The organism is Mycobacterium sp. E1214, assembly GCF_001666755.1.
In the GTDB taxonomy this organism is placed as follows: Bacteria; Actinomycetota; Actinomycetes; order Mycobacteriales; family Mycobacteriaceae; genus Mycobacterium.
Map to the genome: position 1 here is coordinate 1 of NZ_LZJC01000132.1, position 19,558 is coordinate 19,558.

The following is a 19,558-nucleotide window of genomic DNA, read 5'->3' on the forward strand; positions in this document are numbered from 1 at the left end:
ACCGTCTGAGCGTGAACCTCGAAACGGCCCGCCATCGCACGCATCTCGTGCGGGTCGGTCATAAAACGTGTAGCCATGGTGTTTCTCCTTAGTTGTCTTTCAAGCCTTCAGTCGTCGAAGTCTTAACAGATGTAGTTACTGTGTCGTAGCCGCTTTGTGGACAGATTACGGCTTATCGGTTAACTGATCGCCTCAAACGGGTGACATGTACCCCCTTCTTCTCCCACATGAGCGGACCCATATCAGACGACAACTTGCTTGGGCATGACGATCGGCTTGACGCCGTAGCGCGGCCCGGCACCGTAGGCGCCCGCACCCTTGGCGGCCGCCGCCATCCCCGGCATGCCGGGCATCGCGGTCACCGGCTCGGCCGCCGCGGCCTCGGAGGCGACGGTCCAGCCCGAGCCCTCCAGCGGGGCGGTGGTCGACGCCAGGGTGGCCGGGGCGGCCGAGCCCCAGCCGGCCGGGACCGACAGGCCGCCGACCGCGGACGCCTCGCCGAGGGCCGCCGACGACACGCCACCCAGGCCCGCCGGCGCCACGGCGCCGACCATGGTGCCTTCGGTGATGCCGGCGGCGCCCGCGGGCACCACGTCGCTGACGGCGATGGCGGGCACGGCGCCCAGCGTGTGGCCCAGCGACACCGCGGTCGGGATGGTGTTCATGACGAACCATGCCGCGGTGTTAACGGCGCCGTTGATGCCGTTCAGCACGGCCGGGGTGCCGAGGAAGTTGTCGATCGACCCCAGCAGACCGTCGGTGGTAAACGGCAATGTCACGGCCTGCGCCAGCGGCGCGGCGAGCGCCTGAGCGGTGCCACCGCTCGCGTCGCCGGCCAGGGCGGCGTTGTCGACCGCCGTCGCGGCCGCCGGGTCGGTGGTGGACGTCAGCGGCGTCACCGGGGTCAGCACGCCGGCCGCCGCCGAGGCCGCCTGGTATGCGGCCATGGCCGCGGCGTCCTGCGCCCAGTACTCGCCGTAGAGCGTGTCCAGCGCGACGATCGCGGGGGTGTTCTGGCCGAGGATGTTGCTCGCGACCAGCGCCGCCTGGGTGGTCCGGTTCGTCAGGATCACCGGTGGCGGCACCACCGCGGCGAACACCGCCTCGTAGGCCGCGGCCGACGCCGTGGCCTGTGCGCTGGCCTGCTCGAGCGTCGTCGCCGTTTCGGTCAGGTAGGTGATGATCGGCTGCGCCGCCGTCGCGGCCGCGGCCGACCCGCCGCCCGTCCACTGCTGGCTGGTCAGCAGCGAGATGATCGACTCCCACTGGCTGGCCGTGGCGCTGACCTCGGCGGCGAGGTTGGCGTACGCCGTGGCGGCGGCCATCAGGGGCGCGGCGCCCGCGCCGCTGTAGATGAGCGAGGAGGTGATCTCCGGGGGAATTGCCGCAAAGCTAAGAACCATTTTTTATCCCGCTCCTATTTGTCTGTTGGAAAATTCACGTGTCTGGGTGACCGGGGCGCGCTAGACGGCCGTCGGCTTCGGCATGACGATGGGCTTGACGCCGTAGCGCGGGGCGCCGAACCCGGCGCTGCTCCGCCCGGCCGCGCCCATGCCCGGCATGCCCGGGATGATGGTCCCGGCGCCGGCCTGCGGCGCGGCGGCGGTCCAGCCCGCGGTCTGGATGGCGCTGACCGGGGTGGCGGTGACGGGAGCCGTGCCGGCCCAGGCCGGCGGCACCGCCAGGCTGCTGACCATGGTCGCCGAACCCATCGAGGCCACCGGGGCCCCGCCCATGCCGACCATGCCGCCGGCCGCGGCGCCGGTGGCGCCCAGCTCCGGCGAGGCGGCGATGTCAGCGGCCAGGCCCGCGCCGGCGGCGTCACCCGAGGTGTCGAGCAGACCACCACCGGCCAGACCCAACAGGTCGGAAGCGGCCGAAGCCCAGTTGCCGCCACCGATGTTGAGGATGTTGGCGCCGTTGCTCGACAGGCCGAAGATGCCGCCGAGCATGTTCGGGTTGGTGCCGTTGCCGGTGCTGCCCAGGAGGTAGGCCAGCCAGTCCAGAGGAGTGTTGGACGGTGTGTCCGCCGCGGCGGCGAGCGGCGCGTTGGTCGCGTTCGCGAGCGCGGCCTGCGCCGCGTTGACCGACTCGGTGTCGCCGTAGGCGTTGGAGCTGATCCCCAGGGTGCTGGCGTACTGCTCGAGCTGGGCCTGCGCCTGGGCGGCGATCGTCTGGTAGGTGGTGCCGTAGGCGGAGAAGATGGCCGCTTGCTGGGCCGAAACCGGGTCGGCCGCCGCGGGAGCGAGCACGGTGGTCGCCGACGCGATGCCGGCGTTTTGCGCCGCCAGGTTGGTGTTGATCCCCGACAGCAGCGACTGCGCCGCCAGCATTTCCTCGGTCTGTGTTGTCAAAAACGACATTGATTGCTCCCTAGTGTTCGGAACGGGCCGACCCCCTTGCGGTGGATCGACCCTGAGTGTTCACGTAACGGCCCCTGTGCGCTGGCGGTAAGGCTAGCGACCCCTGCCTCCACGGTCCTGACCGAAAGGGCCCGCGTTAAAGCCGTTTACGGCGTTTTAACGATGAGGGCGGCAGTTTTAACACGACCCTGCCGGCCGACACGGTGATGTCATTTGTGAACGCCGGGCAAACGACGCCAACGCGCGCGGCGCGCGGATCTTAGTGGATGGCCGGCCGCCCTGCATGCCGAGCGATCGGCGAAGTTGACGCCGGTGTGACGGTGCGCCGCGCGCGGCGGATGCGCACCGAAAGACAGCACAGTCGGCCGGCGTTCGCGGTGGCGAGCGGCCGCGGGAAAGTTTGCCGGACTAGGGAAGCTTGCTGCGGAATTCCGGGCAGTACGCGGCCGTCGCCGCACCGATGATGGTGCCGCTGCCGTTGTTGCTCAGCCCGAGCGTCTTCTGAACGTCGCCCACGGTTTGGGCCAAGGTGTCACCGGCGGACCAGTCCTGGCACACCGCGTGCCCGACGTTGATCATCATCCCGTCTGAACCGCTCGGCCAGCCGATCCCGTGGCGCTGCAGCGTTTGCAGGTACTGATCGTCCGCCGGGTCGGCCTGGGCGAGCGGTGCGACGGCGAAGGCGACGGCACCGGCGCTGAGGAGACCGGCCACAACGACAGTGACCCGACCACTCAACCGTGCCGTGTTCTTCACTCGTCGACCCTTCCGTCGGCTTTGCCTGCGGGCGCAGGAACCGAATCTTAACGGCGTCCGTGGCATCTGTCTCGACGAGTCGACCAGCGGTTTTAATCTCGCCCGCGATCGGCACCGGCTTGTAAGTTGGTCGCGACCGTTCCGACGTGCCGGCCCGGCACGCCGTCGCCGAAGGAGCCAGCGCCCAAGTGACCGAGGATCCGCGCGCTGACGGCGTGTCCCGCCAATACGACCGGTGGGAGTATCCACCCCCGGTCGCCGACCTCGAGGCGTGGAGCACAACGCACTGGGATTGGTTCGACCCGTTCTGGGCGCATCGGGTCCTGTGGCCGAACCGCAACTACAAGCCGGACCTCGACATCCTGATCGCCGGTTGCGGCACATTCCAGGCGGCCTTCATCGCGTTCAAGAACCGCGGCGCCCGCGTGGTGGGCATCGATGTCAGCCGAAAAGCGTTGCAGCATCACGAATTTTTGAAGGGTAAGCACGGGCTGGACAACCTGGAGCTACACCTGCTGCCCATCGAAGAGGTCGCGACGCTGGGCCGCGACTTCGACCTGATCATCTCCAGCGGCGTCCTGCATCACCTGGCCGATCCCCTGGCCGGGCTGACGGCCTTGGGTGGGTGCCTGCGCCGCGACGGGGTGCTCGCCGTGATGCTGTACGCGAAGTACGGCCGCCTCGGCGTCGAGATGCTGGAATCGGTGTTTCACGACCTCGGGCTGTCCCAGGACGAGGCGTCGGTGCGTCTGGTCAAGGAGGCGATCGCGGTGCTGCCGGCCGACCACCCGGTGCGCACCTATCTCAAGGCGGCGCACGACCTGACGTCCGACGGTGCGCTGGTCGACACCTTCCTGCACAGCCGTGCCCGCAACTACACCGTCGCGCAGTGCCTGGACCTGGTCGCCGCGGCCGGGCTGCACTTCCAGGACTGGTTCCACAAGTCCCCGTACTACCCGCACGACATGCTCGCCCCCGCGAGCGAATTCCAGGCGATGCTCAACCGGTTGCCCGACCGCCAGGTGTGGTCGGTGATGGAGCGCCTGCAGCCGGCGAACGCCACCCACTTCTTCCTGGCCTGCCGCCCGGAGCGCCCCAGCGAGGACTACGTCATCGACTTCGCGACGAGCGCGTGGCTGGACTACGTTCCGCAGCCGCGCACCGCGTGCCGGCTCGTCGGCGACGAAATCTATTGGCCCGGTGCGAAACAGAAGCTCAACCCGGCGCAGTTACCGCTCGTCCAGCACGTCGACGGCCGCCGCCCGATCCGCGCCATCATCGAGCTGGTCGCGCAGGCCGGCAACGTCGGCGACGAGCACCGCCCACTGCTGCAAGACTTCGCCAAAGCGCTGTTTCGGGCGCTGTGGCGCCTCGACTTCTTGGCCATGGCGCTCGACGCGAGCCCGGCCGGGTAGCGCCCCCGGGATCGGCTAGATTCGCCGCGGAGCCCCCATAGCCCAATTGGCAGAGGCAGCGGACTTAAAATCCGCCAAGTGTCGGTTCGAGTCCGACTGGGGGCACTCCTGAACCTCCGTCAGCTAAGCGCGCCGCTTAGCTGGCCGCGCGCAGAAGCCTTGCGACACCCCGGCCTGCCGCCGCCGTCCAGCAAATCGCCGCCCATACACTGACCCCTTGTGGGCATGCTGTTTGGGCTCGGGCCGTGGCTCGTGTACTGGGTTCTGGTAGGCAACGTTCCGTTCGGCGCCGCCGCGCTGGTCGCGCTGGCGCTCGCCGCCGTCGCGCTGGCGCTGGGAGGGTTGGTCAACCGCCCGTGGCAGCCCTTCGATTTCGCCTCGGCCGCAGCGCTTTTCATTCTCGCCGTGCTGAGCTTCGCGCTCAGCGAGGCGTTCCTGCAGCGGTGGATCCTGACGTTGAGCAACGCGGCGATTTTCGCGGTGGCGCTGGCCGGCGTGCTGGCCGGCAAACCCTTCGTCGCGGAGTACCTGGCCGCCGAGCAGCCCGCCGACGTAGTGAAGACCGAGTTGTTCGGGCGCACCGTCAAGGTGCTGAGCTGGCTGTGGGTCTCGACGTTCGCCGCCATGACGGTGTCGTCGGCGATCCCGTCGATCCTCGAGGGTCCCGGTGACCCGAGGGGCCCCGCGGGCGGGCCGCCGCTCATCCTGGACACGAAGACGCCGCTGTCCTTCCTCGGTTACTGGATCGTCCCGTTCGCGCTGTTGGGGCTCGCGGCGCTGGCGTCGCGGCTGCTGCCAGTCCGGATGCTGGCCGGCATCGACGACGTGGCCCGGGAAACCTCGTTCGTCGCCTACGACGAGGCCACCATCGACGAGCTCTACTTCCTGGCCCAGGAGCACGCCAACCGCGAGGTCGGCCCCGGCAAGGAGGCCTACAACGTCAAGGTCGGCGGCATGGGTACGCCACTCACCGGCGACGAGTCTCGCAAGTCGTGGCCTTCGACGTACAAGGTGCGCGACAAGCGGCGCTGACCGCGCCCAAGCTTTTTCGCTAGGTTGGTGTCCGGCGGGGCGACCCCGGACCGGCCGCACGGGCTCCGCGCGGCTCGCGGCCAGGCAGGTGCCCGGGCATGGGCGCCGAGAAGGAGCAGCGATGAACGCGGTCAGCCCGGACGCCCTGCGGGCGGAAACCATCACCATCGCCGGTCACGGCGGCGATCAGATCGAGGCCTACCAGGCGGTGCCGCTGGCGCAGGGGTCCCGCGGGGGCATCGTGTGGATCCACCACATGCCCGGATATGACCGGGAGACCAAGGAATTCGTCCGCCGGCTGGCCAGCACCGGCTTCAACGCCGTGGCCCCGAACCTCTACACGCGCGAGGCGCCCGGCGCGTCTCCCGACGACGCCGCCGCTGCCGCGCGCGCCGCGGGCGGCGTGCCCGACGAACGCCTGGTCGGCGACGTCGCGGGCGCCGTCGAGCACCTGCGTTCGCTGCCGGGCGCCAACGGCAAGATCGGCGTCATCGGGCATTGCTCGGGCGGGCGGCACGCCTACCTGGCGGCATGTTCGCTGCCGTTCGACGCCGCGGTGGACTGTTACGGCGGCTACGTCGTGGAGGAGCCGCCGGAGGGCAGGAACATGCGGCCGATCCTGCACCTGGCGCCGAAGTTGAGCTGCCCGCTGCTGGGCCTGTTCGGGGTCGAGGACAAGTTCCCGTCCCCCGAGGCGGTGGCGACGCTGGACGCCGAGCTGACCAAGCTCGGCAAGCCCCACGAGTTCGTCTCCTACGACGGCGCCGGCCACGCGTTCTTCTCCGTCGACCGCCCCGCCTACCGCGTCGAGGCGGCGGTCGACGGCTGGCGGCGCATCGACGACTTCTTCGCCACCCACCTGAAAGGCTGACCGCCGCATGTGCACACACCTCACCGAACACGTCGACATCGACGGCAGCGGGAAGGGGCCAACGGGCTGGTTCGGCGCCAGCCGCGCGACCGTCTATGTCGACCACGCCGTCCACGCGCCCTACACCCACACGGTCAACATCGACGTGATCAACCCCCAGCTCGGCCCCGCGGCCCGGGTCGCGCTGGAACTGACCGAGGAAAGCGCCCTGGCGCTGGCCGACGCCATCCGCGCGGCGATCGGCCACGCCCCGGCCGGCCTCGCCTCGAAGCACCAGTAGGTGGACGCGATGAGCGCCGACATCGACTACCCGCAGGCGGCCGCCGCGCGCGGGCGCGTGGAACCGGCGCCGCGACGAGTCCGCGGCTACCTGGGTGACGCGCTGGTCTTCGACACCACCGCGGCCCGTTACGTCTGGGAGATTCCCTATTACCCGCAGTACTACATCCCGCTGGCCGACGTGAACGCCGAGTTCCTGCGCGACGAAAACCACGCGCAGCGCGTCCAATTCGGGCCGTCGCGGCTGCATGCCCTGGTGGGCGAGGGGCAGGTCCACGAAGCCGCCGCCCGCGTCTTCGACCCCGACTCCGACAGCCCGGTGGCCGGCCTGGTGCGTTTCGAATGGAATCCGTTGCGCTGGTTCGAAGAGGACGAACCGATCTACGGCCACCCGCGCAACCCCTATTCGCGGGTGGACGCCCTGCGCTCGCACCGGCACGTGCGCGTCGAACTCGACGGAATCGTGTTGGCGGACACCACTTCTGCGGTGCTGCTGTTCGAGACAGGCTTGCCCACAAGGTATTACATCGATCCCACCGACATCAATTTCGCGCAGCTGGAGCCCAGCGCCACCCAGACCCTGTGTCCCTACAAGGGGGTGACCTCGGGCTACTGGTCGGTGCGGACGGGGCAACCCGGCTCGCCGGTGGTCCATCCCGACCTTGCCTGGACCTATCACTACCCGTTGCCGGCGGTCGCCCAAATCGCCGGACTGGTCGCCTTTTACAACGAGAAGCTTGACATCGTCGTCGACGGTGTGGCATCGGGCAGGCCGCGTACTCACTTCAGTTAATCCGCTGTGTGCGGATTGTGACATTTTTCTCTGTCGTGTCCGGCTGAGAATTGCCTAAACGGCGCGTCGCCGCGTTCGGGTAGCGACATTCGCCGAAACGCCGCGCCAACGCGGGTATCGAGGTTCGCTGACGGAAGGGCCTGCATTACTTCGAGATTCAAAGCTGAGCGCAAGCTGTGTGGCCAGTGTGATGCACGTTACGTGGCGTCGGCAAAACTTTCGGCGACGCCAATCCGGGTCGGTAGACTCGCAATTTGCAGTCACCTCAGCGCCTTTCGGCGTTGAGTCCGGTGGACGCCGGAGGCGCAGCCGACCGGCAACATCCGGTTGCGCCGACAACCAGTGAAGGCGGTGCCAGTGAACCTGCCAGTGAACCTCCCAATCAGCGACGACGGTGCGCGAAACGCCCCGGGCGATCGGGCATTCCGGTTTGAACCCGGCTCCGTCGTCCGCACCCAGGCCGGCCGAGGAGCGATCAGCGATCTCGCGGTGAGCCCGGGCCGGCTGATCCTCGCGCACTACGGCAGCGACGCGATCTCGGTGCTCGACACCACGACCTGCCGGGTCGCCGCCACCATCAGCGGCTTGGCCGAGCCGTTCGCGGTCGCCACCAGCGGCGCCGAGGACGCCCGCGCCTACGTCAGCACCGCTCGCGCCGCGTGCGACTCCGTGGACGTCGTCGACGTCTGCACCGACAGGCTGCTCGCGTCGCACCGGGTGGCGCACCGGATCAGCGACCTCGCCGTCAGCCCCGACGGCACGCGCAGCTACGCCGCCCGCAACGGCGTGCGCGGCGCCGACGTCGTGATCATCGACACCGAAGCGGGTGAATGCGGCGTCATCGAGCTGGCCGCCACGGCCGCCGTCACCACCGAATGCGTGCGGATCAGCCAGGACGGCCGTCGCCTGTGCGTCGGCACCAACGGCCCGGCCGGCGGCGTCCTGCACGTCGTCGACCTCGACGCCGCCGGGCCTCCGCGCATCGCCGCTGTCGTCGAGCTCGGCCTGCCGATCCGCGACGTGGCGGTGAGCGCCGACGGCCGCACCGCCTACGTCGCCAGCTGCGGACCCGTCGTGGGCGCCGTGGTCGACATCGTCGACACCGGCGTCGATACCCGGCTCGACACCGGCGTCGGCACCCGCGCCGCCAAGATCATCCGCACCCGCAAGATCGACGAGATCACCGGGCCGCTCACCCGCCTCACGCTCAGCCGCGACGGCGGCCGCGCCTACGCCATCAGCGACGACCGCGTCACCGTGCTGAGCACCCGCACCCTCGACGTCGTCGGGGAGATCACGGAGGCCGAGCACCCGTCGTGCATCGCGGAAAGCCCGGACGGCACCCGGCTCTACGTCGGCGACTTCTCGGGCGCGGTCCTGGCGGCCCGCATCGCCGCCCCGGCCCCCGCGGCGATCGCGAGCGAGCCGCACCACGGCGAGTCGTCGACCGCCTGGCTGCCCCCGCTCGGCCCACGCGAGCCGGCGCTCGCCTAGCCGCACCGGCAGCGAATAATCCCCGGCGCAATTCCGTCCGAACGGGTGGCGGTGCGCCCCGCGGACAAGGCGCCCCACTCGGGGCCGGATCGGGCTTAGGGTGGGAGACGGCCGGGCGGCTCACACGTAAACAGGTTCGAACGAGGCGGGACATCGATGGACAGCACCATGCAGGACTTTCCGTTGACCATCGCCGCGATCATGCGGCACGGCTGCGGCATTCACGGCGGCCGTACGGTCACCACCGCCACCCCGAGCGGCTACCGGCGCAGCAGCTACCGCGACGTCGGCGAGCGGGCCGCCCAGCTGGCCCACGGGCTGCGCGACCTCGGCGTGCGCGGTGACCAGCGGGTCGCGACCTTCATGTGGAACAACGCCGAGCACCTGGCCACCTATCTGGCCGTGCCGTCGATGGGCGCCGTGCTGCACACCCTGAACATCCGGCTGTTCCCCGAGCAGATCGCCTACGTGGCCAACGAAGCCGAGGACCAGGTGGTGTTGGTCGACCTGTCCCTGGCCCGGCTGCTCGCCCCGGTGCTCGGCGAACTCTCCACCGTGCACACCGTGATCGCCGTCGGGGACGGCGACCTCGCGCCGCTGCAGGAATCGGGCAAGACCGTTTTGCGCTACGCCGAGCTGCTCGACGGCCAACCGACCGAATTCGACTGGCCCGACATCGACGAGCGGTCCGCGGCCGCGATGTGCTACACCAGCGGCACCACCGGCAACCCGAAAGGGGTTGTGTACAGCCACCGTTCGAGCTTCCTGCACACCATGGGCGCGTGTACCACCAACGCCATCGGCGTCGGCACGATCGACAGCGTGCTGCCGATCGTGCCGATGTTCCACGCCAACGGGTGGGGGCTGCCCTACGCGGCGTTGATGGCCGGCGCCGACCTGGTGCTGCCGGACTGCCGCCTCGACGCCCGGTCGTTGATCGACATGGTGGAGACGCTGCGGCCCACCATCGCCGGTGCCGTGCCCACCATCTGGAACGACGTCCTGCATTACCTGGAAAAGGATCCGGACCACGACATGTCGTCGCTGCGGCTCGTGGTCTGCGGCGGGTCGGCGGTGCCCGTGTCGCTGATGCGCGACTTCGAGGACAAGCACAGCGTCCACGTCCGGCAGCTGTGGGGCATGACGGAAACCTCGCCACTGGCCACCATGGCGTACCCGCCGCCGGGGACGCCGGACGACGAGCACTGGGCCTTCCGCGGCACGCAGGGGCAGCCGGTGTGCGGGGTGGAGATGCGCATCGTCGACGACGGCGGTCAGCCGCTGCCCCACGACGGCGAGGCGGTGGGCGAGGTCGAGGTCCGCGGGCCGTGGATCACCGCTTCCTACTACCGTGGGCACGACGACGCCAAGTTCGACTCCGGCTGGTTGCGCACGGGCGATGTCGGCCGCATCGACGAGCGGGGCTTCGTCACCCTCACCGACCGGGCCAAGGACGTCATCAAGTCCGGTGGCGAATGGATCTCGTCGGTCGAGCTGGAGAACTGCTTGATCGGTCACCCCGACGTGATCGAGGCCGCCGTGGTGGGCGTGCCCGACGAGCGCTGGCAGGAACGGCCGCTGGCCGTCGTCGTGCTGCGCGAGAACGCCACGGTCGACGCCAGCGACCTGCGAAAGTTCCTGGCCGACAAGGTAGTTCGCTGGTGGCTTCCGGAACGCTGGGCGTATGCCGACGAGATTCCGCGCACCAGCGTCGGCAAGTACGACAAGAAGACCATCCGCTCCCGCTACGCCGAGAACGCCTACCAGGTCCTCGAGGCCCGCGACTGACGGCCCTGTAGCGTCACACCCATGTGTCGACTCTTCGGCCTGCACACGGGGACCCACGCCTGCACCGCGACGTTCTGGCTGGTGGACGCCCCGGACAGCCTGTCCGAGCAGAGCAGACGCAACCCCGACGGTTCGGGGATCGGCGTGTTCGACACGCACGGTCGGCCACAGCTCGACAAGGAGCCGATCGCGGCGTGGCGCGACGCCGAGTTCGCCACGGACGCCCACCAAATGACGGGCACGACGTTCATCGCCCACGTCCGGTACGCGACCACCGGCACGCTCGGCGTGCTCAACACCCATCCCTTCCTGCAGGACGGCCGGATCATGGCGCACAACGGCGTCCTGGAGGGTCTGGAGATCCTCGACGAACGACTGCGCGAGCTGGCCGCCGACCACCTGGTGCTCGGGCAAACCGATTCCGAGCGGGTCTTTGCGTTGATCACCGCCGCGATCCGCACCCACGACGGTGACGTGTCGGCCGGCCTCACCGACGCCATGACGTGGCTCGCCGGCAACGCGCAGATCTATGCCGTCAACATCTTGCTGAGCACGGCCACCGACATGTGGGCGCTGCGCTACCCCGAAACCCATCAGCTCTGCATCCTGGACCGCAGCGCCGACACGGCCGAGCGTGACTCCGGATTCGACTTGCGCACCAAGCGGATTCACGCCGTGGCGGACAGCCTGTGCGCGCGGCCGTCGGTGGTGTTCGCCACCGAGCCGATGGACGACGACCCGCGCTGGCGCCTGCTGCCCTCGGGGGAACTCTTCCACGTCGACGCCGACTTGCGGATCCACCGCAGCGTGATCCTGCCCGACCCGCCCAAACACCTGCTGCGCCGCGAGGACCTGAGCGCACCCGTGGAGGACTCGCAGCACGCCCTGCCCAACACGCGGCAGCTGGCCTGACGCGCGCGATGACGGACCCGACGCCCCGACGTGCCTTGGTGCTGGCAGGCGGGGGCATCGCCGGGATCGCTTGGGAGACAGGCGTACTGCTCGGTATCGCCGACGAGGCGCCCGAGGCCGCGCGGCTGTTGGTGGAGTCGGCGGTCCTGGTGGGCACCTCGGCGGGCTCGGCGGTCGCCGCCCAACTGGGCAGCGGGACCCCGCTGGCGGAGCTGTTCGACCGGCAGGTCGCCGAAACGTCGGCCGAGATCGACCCCGGTGTCGACGTCGAGACCATCACCGCCCGCTTCCTGGCAGCCCTGGCCGGGCCGTTCGAGCCGACGGGGGACCGGACCCGCCAGCAGCTGCAGCGGATCGGCGCCGTGGCGCTGCGCACCGACACCGTGCCCGCGCCGGTGCGCCGCCGGGTGATCGAGCAGCGGCTGCCCACACACGACTGGCCCGCGCGGGAGTTGCGTATCACGGCCATCGACGTGCGGACGGGCGAAGTCGAAGTCTTTCAACGGGATTCGGGTGTAGACCTGATCGACGCGGTGGCGGCCAGCTGCGCCGTGCCCGGGGCATGGCCGCCGGTGTCCATCGGTGGCCGGCACTACATGGACGGCGGCGTGGCCAGCTCGGTGCACCTGGGCGTGGCCGCCGACTGCGCCACCGCGGTGGTCCTGGTGCCCGCTGGCGCCGACACCCCGTCGCCGTTCGGGCCCGGGCCGGCCGCGGAGGTCGCAAGGTTTCCCGGCCCGACGCTGGCGATCTTCGCCGACGCCGAGTCCCTGGCGGCCTTCGGCCCCAATCCCTTGGACCCGGGCTGTCGCGTCGGCTCGGCCCGCGCCGGCCGGGAGCAGGGCCGCCGCGAGGCCCGCGCCGTCGCCCAATTCCTGGGTGTGTGACGGGCGCGGGCCGTTAGCAGGTGCGTGCGGCGTCCAGTTCCTTCATCTCGATCGTTGCCCGGCGGTGACCGTCGGCGATCCGGTCCACGGCCCAGGCGATGTCGCCGTCGGTGTGGTTCGCCATCACCTGAAGCCGGAAGCGGGCCTGGCCCCTGGCCACCGCGGGATATTCCACCAGGTTCGCGACCAGCCCGTGTTCGTGCAGCTGCCGGCTGACCAGGCGCGCGAGCCCCTCGTTACCCATCTTGACGCAGACGATGGGTGACGGTTCCCCGTACACGTCGAAGCCGGCGTCGCGCAGGCTGGTGCGCAGCGCCACCACGTTGGCCATGGTTCGCCTCCGCAACTCGGCACCCTCCGGGCTGTCCACGATGTCGAAGGCCCGCAGTACTACGGCGGCCTGGATCGGGGAGAGCGCGTTGGAGAATGTGTTGGGCGAGGCGTAGTAACGCAGGTATTCGGTGACCTTGCGATGCTTGGTCGCCACGAAGCCGCCGTTGGAGGCGAACGTCTTGGAGAACGAGCCCATCACCAGATCGACCTTGCCGATCATGCCCTGCAGCCCGAGGTGGCCTCGGCCGTCAGGACCCATCGAACCCAGGTCGTGGGCGACGTCGACCATCAGGGTCGCGCCGAATTCGTCTGCCAGTGCTTGCATTTCGGCGAGTGCGGGGGTGTCGGAGTCCATCGAAAAGAGGGCCTCGGTCACGATCATGATGCCGTTGGTGCGGTCCTGGGAGCGGATCGCCGTGAGCTTCGCGCGCACGTCGGTGACGTCGTTGTGGCCGAAGGTGTGGACGTTGCGCGTCGCCGCATGCGCACCCTCCTGCAAACAGGCGTGCGCCAGCCGGTCCATCACGATGTGGTCCTCGGGCCGCACCAGGCCCTTGACCACCCCGTAGCCGGCCGCCCAGCCCGTCGGAAACAGGCTGACGAACTCGGCACCGACGAACCCCGCGATGCGCCGTTCCAACGCCAACGACACCGAAGTATTGCCAACCAGCGCAGGCGATCCCGCGCTGTGCACGCCGTATGCGTCGACCGCGGCCCGGGCCGCCGCCTTGATAGCGGGATGGCCGGAGAGCGACAGGTAGTCCTGCGACCCGAAGTTGACCCCGGCCATCCGCCGGCCGCTGTCGTCGTGAACGGTGGCGTGCCGTCTGGGCCCGGCCTCGGTGGCCCGGCCCAGTGGCCAGAGGCAATGCTCGCGGCGCACGCTTTGCCATTGATAGAACTCGTTCAGCCGCTCGACGAGGTCGTCACCGGCCAGCTGTCGAAAGTCTTGCATGCTTCCTGTTAACGCCGCCGGATCCGGCAGTGCGGCAACGGAAGTGGTAGGGGCGATGCCGGCAGTGAGGGTCACGTGCGCTCCTTGGGATCGATCTCGTGCTGTCCGGGCCCGACCGCGGAGCCTCAGATTACTGGGCACGTGTTGAATGCCTCGTGAATCGCGAAGCAATTTGCCGATAACAATGCCGGTCGAAGTTGCGCCGGGACGCTTTCAGCGGTGTGTCGCGAAAATCTCTGTGCCTGACCACTTCTCGTCCTAGACCGAGATCAGCCCTCGATCATGACCCGCCGCACCACACAGGTGGGCGCGACGGTCAAGTGTTTGCTCTGCGGATCGGAAAGGTTTGCTCGCGCGTCATTCCGCCGGCGCTACGGCCCGGTTGTCGCCGCGACCCTCGAGCGCGTCCAGCGCGTCGTCGGCCAGCGCCCGACCGGCCTCGATCACCTCGACGGCGCGGTGAAACTCCAGGGAGCGGCACGTCGAGCGCGGTACCTCGATGAGCAGGTCGGGCGGATAGACCGCCAGGGTGTGGCGGGCTAGCGCGGCCTGGGCGATGTCGATCGTCCGGTTCATCACCTCGAAGCTGCCCAGCTTCGGGATATCGTGTGGCACAAGGGAATCAGCGAGGGCCTCGTCGTCATCCGGGTCGTCCGGCCAGTCCTGGGCCTCGGCGCCGGGCCCGCCGAACCTGCTCAGCACCGCGCGTGCGGTGGGCCGGTCCAGCAGCGAACGGGCGGCGGCGGTGTCAAATAGCGCCGACGTGCCGCGCACCATGCGGCTCCACCACTCGACGGTGGCGCCGGGCTCCTCCTCGCGCTCGGCGATCGCCTCGCTGCCGCTCAGGCTCACCGCGATCGTCAGATCGGCGTTGATCGCCGAAAGCGGCGCCATCGGAAGCGGATCCAGGATGCCGCCGTCGGCGAGCAGCCGCCCGTCGATCTCGTGCGGGGCGATCACCCCGGGAATGGCGATGGACGCGCGGATCGCCTCGTCGACGGGTCCGCGCTGGAACCACACCGACTTCCCGGCCAGCAGGTCGGTCGCGACCGCCGTGTACGGCACGGGCAGGTCCTCGATGGCCACGGGCCCCAGGATGTCGCGCACCGCGTCCAGGATCTTCTCGGCCCGCAGCACCCCGGCCGCGGTGAGCGACGGATCCAGCAGCCGCAGGATGGTGCGCTGCGTGAGCGACTTCGCCCACTCGGCGAACTCGTCGAGGCGCCCGGCCGCCTGCAGCCCGCCGACCACCGCACCCATCGACGACCCCGAAATCCCCGCGATCTCGTAGCCCCGGTCGCGCAGCGCCTCGATCACCCCGATGTGGGCGTAGCCGCGCGCGCCGCCGCTGCCCAGCGCCAGCGCCACCCGCGTCGGGGGCGGGCGGCGCGGGGCGGGTGCGTCGGGCACCCCTTCATTCTGCGCGGCGGCGACTTTTTTCACCTGTGATCGCAATGGCGCGACGCCAGGCGACGGGCGCTACCCGCACTCGTTGTTCGCCGCCGCCCGGGCCGCCACGATGACGGCCGCCTGCCGGGCCAGCGTCAGCTTCGGCCACGGCGTGTTCCAACTGCCCGGGGTCCCCGCCGCGGCCGACTGCACCATCCCCAGGTACGGCTCGAACAACGAACCGCCGGCCTTGGGCTGGCCGTCCATCCACTCCTTCGCGGCGTGACAGGCCTGGTAGTACTCCTCTTCGGTGGAATCCGCCGGGACGTCGACCCGGGTCGTCACACCGGCGGGCGACGTCCCGATGCCGCCCGGCGGCGCCGAACTGGGGCCGCTCGGGATGCCCGACGGGCGCGCCGACGCCCCCGGCGGCGAGGGGGGCGCGGAGCCCGCGGGCGGACGGGAAGCCTGATGCGAGCACCCGGACACCGCCAGCATCGCCGTCGCGGCGGCCACCACCCACCACCGCGCGGACTGTTCACTGCACCATCGCACGACCACAAATCTATGCAACACTGGCGGCCGTGATCGAGCGCCTCGGCTTTCGGGAGTGTTGTCGGCCCTAACCGCCGCCGCCTGCCCGATCCGTTCTGCCCTGGAGCTCGACAGATGTCTTTGCCGCTCGCCCGGCCCGTTCCTGCCCCCAGCCCGGTCGCCCTGCTTCCGCGCACCCCGTCCACCCCGTCGGCGGGGCCGACGCGGCTGCGGGTGCCCGACCTGCTCTATGCCACCGACCGGGCCGCCGACGACGTACTCAGCGGGCGCTGTGACCACCTGCTGCCCGAGGGCGGGGTCCCCGACGCGCGGCGGTGGTTCACCCGCATCCACGGCGACGAGGAACTCGACGTGTGGCTGATCAGCTGGGTGCCCGGCCATCCCACCGAGCTGCACGACCACGGCGGATCGCTGGGCGCGCTGACCGTTGTGTCCGGATCGCTCAACGAGTTCCGTTGGGACGGAACAGGATTACGCCGGCGCCGGCTCGATGCGGGTGACCAGGCGGGCTTCCCGCTGGGGTGGGTCCACGACGTGGTGTGGGCGCCCCGGCCGGTCACGCGACCGATCGCGGGTGCCGGGGGCGCAACCCGGCCGCCCGTTGCGCCCACGCTGAGCGTGCACGCCTACTCGCCCCCGCTGACCGCGATGTCCTACTACGAGGTGACCGACCGCAACCGGCTGCGCCGCCAGCGCACCGAACTGACCGATCAACCGGAAGGACCCTGATGAGCCGCATCGACGTCGTCCTGCGATCGGCCCGGCGCCGGCTGCAGCGCCTGCCCGCCTCCGAGGTGCCGCGGGCGCTGCGCCGGGGGGCGGTGCTCGTCGACATCCGCCCGCAGGCCCAGCGCTTCCGCGAGGGAGAGATCCCCGGCGCCCTGGTGGTCGAGCGCAACGTGCTGGAGTGGCGCTGCGACCCCACCAGCGACGCCAAGCTGCCCGAGGCCGTCGGTGACGACGTCGAATGGGTGATCGTGTGCTCGGAGGGCTACACGTCCAGCCTGGCCGCGGCCGCGCTGCTCGACATCGGCCTGCACCGCTCCACCGACGTCATCGGGGGCTACCACGCGCTGGCCGGGGCCGGCGTGCTCGACCAGCTGGCCGGTGGCCGGCTGACCCCGGGCCCGGGTGTGCTGGCCGGGGCCGGCACACCCGAGCGCCGTTGGCTTTAGCTCACTCGTCCGTCAGCTCACTCGTCGGAGTGCAGCATCGGCCGGAGCCGGTTCGTCTTGTCCGGCGTCCACCCGGGCGGCGAGAGCACCGCGGCCCAGCCGTCGGCGACGTCGGCCACGTAGCGGTGCCCGTGCCCTTCGGGCACGTCGACCGCGACGGCCATGTCCGCGGAGACCTGCAGGAACGTGACGACCGGAATCCAGAGGGTCTGCGGTAGCACGTCGTAGCCGCGGCGCTCGCGCAGCCAGTCCGGTTTGCTGAACAACAGGTCCGGCGTCCACCACGCGATCGGATCCGAGGCGTGCTGCAGATACACCACCCGCGGGTGATCCCAGGCGGCGTTGGGGCGGGCCAAATCGCCTGCGCGCGCGACGAATCGGACGTATTTGCCGTCCTGGTAGATCGGCAACCACTGCGGCGAGCCGGCGTCGCGCGTCGAGGTCAGGTCGGTCCAGATGGTGTTGTTGAACGTCGGGCCGCTGAACAACGCGCCGTCGGTGCGCGCCAGCACGTTGTTCAGGCTCATGAACGGGGCCTCGCCCCCAAACGAGCCCAGGCTCTCGCCGAACACCACGAGCTTGGGGCGTTGCGCCTCGGGCATCTGGCGGATCAGCCGGTCGACGGCCTCGAAGAGCGCCTGGCCGGCGTGGCGGGCGTTCTCCTTGTCGACCAGGAACGACAGCCAGCTGGGCAGGAACGAATACTGCATGCTGACGATCGCGGTGTTGCCGTTGTACATGTACTCCAGCGCGTCGGCCTCGGCCTCGTTGATCCAACCGGTGCCGGTGGTCGTGCCCACCGCGACGACGGCGCGCTGTAACCCGCCCTCGCGCTGCAACTCCCGCGCCGCGAGTTCGGCGGTCGCGGTGAGCCCGTCGGCGGAGTTCAGCCCGGCGTAGGCCCGGACGGGTTCGACCGCCGGCGCCCCGTTGAAGGCGGTTAGCTGCGCGACGCTGGGGCCGCCGCCGACGAAGACGCGGCCCTCGCGGCCCAGCGATTCCCACGACACCAACGACTGCGGGCCGCCCGACCGCAGCGGCGTCTTCGGTGCCGCGGTATCCGGGCTCATCTCCTCGTTGGCCGAGGCGAAGGTGTTGTTCAGGGTGCGCATGGCGAACTTGAGCACCACACCGTTGAGCACGGTCACGGTCAGCGTCACCAGGAGGATCACCACGATGGTCGCCGACAACCGAAACGGTGCGACCCGATCCAACTGTCCGACAAGGAAACTCACCAGCCAGCGGGTGAACTGGCCCAACTCGACGAGTGCGAACAGCACCAGCAGCGACAGCACCCCGGCCAGCGGGTAGTCGTACCACTTGAGGTGCTCGACGCCCATCAGGTCGCGGACGTCGTCTTGCCAGATGTGAAACCAGATCGCCATCAGCACCATGCCGACCGCGCCGACCGGGACCAGCACCAGCCAGGCCCACCGCGGCGGCGGGGGGCTGGATTTCCAGCCGGCCATGTAGCGGACCAGCCAGACGGCGAACACGCCCAGCCCGTAGCCGATGGCCCCGGAGATGCCGCTGACCAGTCCCTGGAACAGGGCGCCGCGCGGCAACAGCGACGGCGTCAGCGACAGCCACACGAAGACCAGGCCGACCAGGGTGCCGGTGAAGGTGTAATGCCGCACCCACCAGGGCCTGTCGGTCCAGGGCAGCGTGGGCGCCGAGCGGCTGGCCGGCCTCGAGGGCCGCGGGTCACCGGGCCGCTGGTCGGCGCCGGCGTCGGTGTCCACGGCGGCACCCGGTTCGCTCATCGCGGCCGTCCTAGCGGTGCGTGAAGTTGGGCGGGCGCTTCTCGACGAAGGCCGCCATGCCCTCGGACTGGTCCTCGGTGGCGAACGCCGAGTGGAACAGCCGGCGCTCATATAGCAGGCCCTCGCTGAGGGTGGACTCGAACGCGCGGTTGACGGCCTCCTTGGCCATCCGGGACGCCGACCGCGACATCTGCGAGATGGTGGTGGCGACGGCCTTGGCCTCGGTCAGCAGGTCGTCGGCCGGGACGACGCGCGAAACCAGGCCGCTGCGTTCAGCTTCCGCGGCGTCGATGGTGCGTCCGGTGAGGATGAGATCCATGGCCTTGGCCTTGCCGATGGCCCGGGTCAGCCGCTGTGAGCCGCCCATGCCGGGCAGCACGCCGAGCTTGATCTCCGGTTGCCCGAATTTGGCGGTGTCCGCGGCGATCAGCAGGTCGCACATCATGGCCAGCTCGCAGCCGCCGCCCAGCGCGTGCCCGGCCACCGCCGCGATCGTCGGGGTGCGCACCGCGGCGAGCCTGCCCCACGGGGCGAAGAAGTCGGCGCCGAACGCGTCGGCGAACGTCAACGCCGACATCTCCTTGATGTCGGCGCCCGCCGCGAACGCCCTGGCCGACCCGGTGATGATGATCGCGCCGATGCCGGGGTCGTCGTCGAAATCGGCTGCGGCGGAGGTCACTTCGTGCATCACCTGGGTGTTGAGCGCGTTGAGGGCCTTGGGCCGGTTCAGCGTGATGATGCCGACCCGCTCCTCGCGCTCGACGAGGATGGTCTCGTAATTGGTGTCCGTCACGAAAG

Annotated in this window: 19 protein-coding genes, 1 tRNA gene and 1 pseudogene; 12 read left to right on the forward strand and 9 right to left on the reverse strand. The window is 70.0% G+C overall.

Annotated features, from left to right (window positions below; translation table 11 throughout):
• From A5700_RS25480 to A5700_RS18475, 4 genes and pseudogenes are all read right to left on the reverse strand, one after another.
• A pseudogene (locus tag A5700_RS25480) lies at positions 1-77 on the reverse strand (WXG100 family type VII secretion target); the annotation flags it as partial.
• Between the two features lie 165 nt (positions 78-242).
• On the reverse strand, positions 243-1,403 hold the full coding sequence (locus tag A5700_RS18465) for a PPE domain-containing protein (RefSeq protein ID WP_068075513.1): 1,161 nt from the start codon (positions 1,401-1,403) through the stop codon (positions 243-245).
• 60 nt (positions 1,404-1,463) lie between these two features.
• Positions 1,464-2,363, reverse strand: a complete 900-nt coding sequence (locus A5700_RS18470) for a PE domain-containing protein (protein WP_068075516.1) — start codon at positions 2,361-2,363, stop codon at positions 1,464-1,466.
• A 408-nt stretch (positions 2,364-2,771) separates the two neighbouring features.
• Positions 2,772-3,119 carry a DUF732 domain-containing protein gene (locus A5700_RS18475; RefSeq protein ID WP_231991429.1) on the reverse strand — a complete coding sequence of 116 codons (348 nt, stop codon included), beginning with the start codon at positions 3,117-3,119 and terminating at the stop codon, positions 2,772-2,774.
• A 188-nt stretch (positions 3,120-3,307) separates the two neighbouring features.
• On the opposite strand from A5700_RS18475, the gene A5700_RS18480 reads away from it, so the two are divergent.
• The 10 genes from A5700_RS18480 to A5700_RS18525 all read left to right on the forward strand — a co-directional run bounded on the left by A5700_RS18480 (position 3,308) and on the right by A5700_RS18525 (position 12,590).
• On the forward strand, positions 3,308-4,534 hold the full coding sequence (locus tag A5700_RS18480; protein WP_068075576.1) for a bifunctional 2-polyprenyl-6-hydroxyphenol methylase/3-demethylubiquinol 3-O-methyltransferase UbiG: 1,227 nt from the start codon (positions 3,308-3,310) through the stop codon (positions 4,532-4,534).
• A 31-nt stretch (positions 4,535-4,565) separates the two neighbouring features.
• Positions 4,566-4,639 (forward strand) — tRNA-Leu (locus A5700_RS18485).
• A gap of 114 nt (positions 4,640-4,753) precedes the next feature.
• Positions 4,754-5,566 carry a hypothetical protein gene (locus A5700_RS18490; RefSeq protein ID WP_068075521.1) on the forward strand — a complete coding sequence of 271 codons (813 nt, stop codon included), beginning with the start codon at positions 4,754-4,756 and terminating at the stop codon, positions 5,564-5,566.
• Positions 5,567-5,687: 121 nt separating this feature from the next.
• The gene (locus A5700_RS18495) at positions 5,688-6,437 is read left to right on the forward strand and encodes a dienelactone hydrolase family protein (protein ID WP_068075524.1); all 750 of its coding nucleotides are present in this window, start codon (positions 5,688-5,690) and stop codon (positions 6,435-6,437) included.
• A gap of 7 nt (positions 6,438-6,444) precedes the next feature.
• Positions 6,445-6,717 (forward strand): DUF6295 family protein, encoded by a 273-nt coding sequence (locus A5700_RS18500; protein WP_068075528.1) that lies wholly within the window; start codon positions 6,445-6,447, stop codon positions 6,715-6,717.
• Positions 6,718-6,726: 9 nt separating this feature from the next.
• Complete coding sequence (locus A5700_RS18505; protein ID WP_068075579.1) at positions 6,727-7,509, forward strand: DUF427 domain-containing protein; 783 nt, start codon at positions 6,727-6,729, stop codon at positions 7,507-7,509.
• A 357-nt stretch (positions 7,510-7,866) separates the two neighbouring features.
• The gene (locus A5700_RS18510; RefSeq protein ID WP_231973939.1) at positions 7,867-9,003 is read left to right on the forward strand and encodes a WD40 repeat domain-containing protein; all 1,137 of its coding nucleotides are present in this window, start codon (positions 7,867-7,869) and stop codon (positions 9,001-9,003) included.
• A gap of 156 nt (positions 9,004-9,159) precedes the next feature.
• Positions 9,160-10,791 carry a long-chain fatty acid--CoA ligase gene (locus A5700_RS18515; protein ID WP_068075530.1) on the forward strand — a complete coding sequence of 544 codons (1,632 nt, stop codon included), beginning with the start codon at positions 9,160-9,162 and terminating at the stop codon, positions 10,789-10,791.
• A gap of 21 nt (positions 10,792-10,812) precedes the next feature.
• The gene (locus A5700_RS18520) at positions 10,813-11,703 is read left to right on the forward strand and encodes a class II glutamine amidotransferase (protein WP_068075535.1); all 891 of its coding nucleotides are present in this window, start codon (positions 10,813-10,815) and stop codon (positions 11,701-11,703) included.
• 8 nt (positions 11,704-11,711) lie between these two features.
• On the forward strand, positions 11,712-12,590 hold the full coding sequence (locus A5700_RS18525) for a patatin-like phospholipase family protein (RefSeq protein WP_068075538.1): 879 nt from the start codon (positions 11,712-11,714) through the stop codon (positions 12,588-12,590).
• Positions 12,591-12,603: 13 nt separating this feature from the next.
• Here A5700_RS18525 and A5700_RS18530 read toward each other — a convergent pair whose 3' ends face one another.
• The 3 genes from A5700_RS18530 to A5700_RS18540 form a co-directional block, all read right to left on the reverse strand.
• Positions 12,604-13,878 carry an aminotransferase class I/II-fold pyridoxal phosphate-dependent enzyme gene (locus tag A5700_RS18530; protein ID WP_068075541.1) on the reverse strand — a complete coding sequence of 425 codons (1,275 nt, stop codon included), beginning with the start codon at positions 13,876-13,878 and terminating at the stop codon, positions 12,604-12,606.
• A gap of 357 nt (positions 13,879-14,235) precedes the next feature.
• On the reverse strand, positions 14,236-15,288 hold the full coding sequence (locus A5700_RS18535; RefSeq protein WP_231973940.1) for a patatin-like phospholipase family protein: 1,053 nt from the start codon (positions 15,286-15,288) through the stop codon (positions 14,236-14,238).
• 69 nt (positions 15,289-15,357) lie between these two features.
• Positions 15,358-15,822 carry a lipoprotein LpqV gene (locus tag A5700_RS18540; RefSeq protein WP_369828287.1) on the reverse strand — a complete coding sequence of 155 codons (465 nt, stop codon included), beginning with the start codon at positions 15,820-15,822 and terminating at the stop codon, positions 15,358-15,360.
• A 114-nt stretch (positions 15,823-15,936) separates the two neighbouring features.
• Between A5700_RS18540 and A5700_RS18545 the strand changes: the two genes are divergently transcribed.
• Both A5700_RS18545 and A5700_RS18550 read left to right on the forward strand, forming a co-directional pair.
• Positions 15,937-16,551: a cysteine dioxygenase gene (locus A5700_RS18545; RefSeq protein ID WP_082959956.1), complete on the forward strand. Its 615-nt coding sequence runs from the start codon at positions 15,937-15,939 to the stop codon at positions 16,549-16,551.
• A complete protein-coding gene (locus A5700_RS18550) occupies positions 16,551-16,997 on the forward strand; it encodes a rhodanese-like domain-containing protein (protein ID WP_068075551.1) in 447 nt (148 codons plus the stop codon). The genes A5700_RS18545 and A5700_RS18550 overlap by 1 nt, the downstream gene beginning before the upstream one ends.
• A 17-nt stretch (positions 16,998-17,014) precedes the next feature.
• On the opposite strand, the gene A5700_RS18555 is transcribed toward A5700_RS18550, so the two are convergent.
• On the reverse strand, positions 17,015-18,760 hold the full coding sequence (locus tag A5700_RS18555) for an alpha/beta-hydrolase family protein (protein ID WP_068075554.1): 1,746 nt from the start codon (positions 18,758-18,760) through the stop codon (positions 17,015-17,017).
• 10 nt (positions 18,761-18,770) lie between these two features.
• Entirely contained in the window at positions 18,771-19,553 is a 783-nt protein-coding gene (locus tag A5700_RS18560) for an enoyl-CoA hydratase (RefSeq protein ID WP_068075557.1), read from the reverse strand.
• Positions 19,554-19,558 lie beyond the last annotated feature (5 nt).

Bases quoted from the DNA above. Each gene is read 5' to 3' on its own strand.
- A5700_RS18470 (WP_068075516.1), bottom strand. From the start codon at position 2,363: ATGTCGTTTTTGACAACACAGACCGAGGAAATGCTGGCGGCGCAGTCG.
- A5700_RS18545 (WP_082959956.1), top strand. From the start codon at position 15,937: ATGTCTTTGCCGCTCGCCCGGCCCGTTCCTGCCCCCAGCCCGGTCGCC.
- A5700_RS18525 (WP_068075538.1), top strand. From the start codon at position 11,712: ATGACGGACCCGACGCCCCGACGTGCCTTGGTGCTGGCAGGCGGGGGC.
- A5700_RS18530 (WP_068075541.1), bottom strand. From the start codon at position 13,878: ATGCAAGACTTTCGACAGCTGGCCGGTGACGACCTCGTCGAGCGGCTG.
- A5700_RS18505 (WP_068075579.1), top strand. From the start codon at position 6,727: ATGAGCGCCGACATCGACTACCCGCAGGCGGCCGCCGCGCGCGGGCGC.
- A5700_RS18555 (WP_068075554.1), bottom strand. From the start codon at position 18,760: ATGAGCGAACCGGGTGCCGCCGTGGACACCGACGCCGGCGCCGACCAG.
- A5700_RS18495 (WP_068075524.1), top strand. From the start codon at position 5,688: ATGAACGCGGTCAGCCCGGACGCCCTGCGGGCGGAAACCATCACCATC.
- A5700_RS18520 (WP_068075535.1), top strand. From the start codon at position 10,813: ATGTGTCGACTCTTCGGCCTGCACACGGGGACCCACGCCTGCACCGCG.
- A5700_RS18465 (WP_068075513.1), bottom strand. From the start codon at position 1,403: ATGGTTCTTAGCTTTGCGGCAATTCCCCCGGAGATCACCTCCTCGCTC.
- A5700_RS18550 (WP_068075551.1), top strand. From the start codon at position 16,551: ATGAGCCGCATCGACGTCGTCCTGCGATCGGCCCGGCGCCGGCTGCAG.
- A5700_RS18515 (WP_068075530.1), top strand. From the start codon at position 9,160: ATGGACAGCACCATGCAGGACTTTCCGTTGACCATCGCCGCGATCATG.
- A5700_RS18500 (WP_068075528.1), top strand. From the start codon at position 6,445: ATGTGCACACACCTCACCGAACACGTCGACATCGACGGCAGCGGGAAG.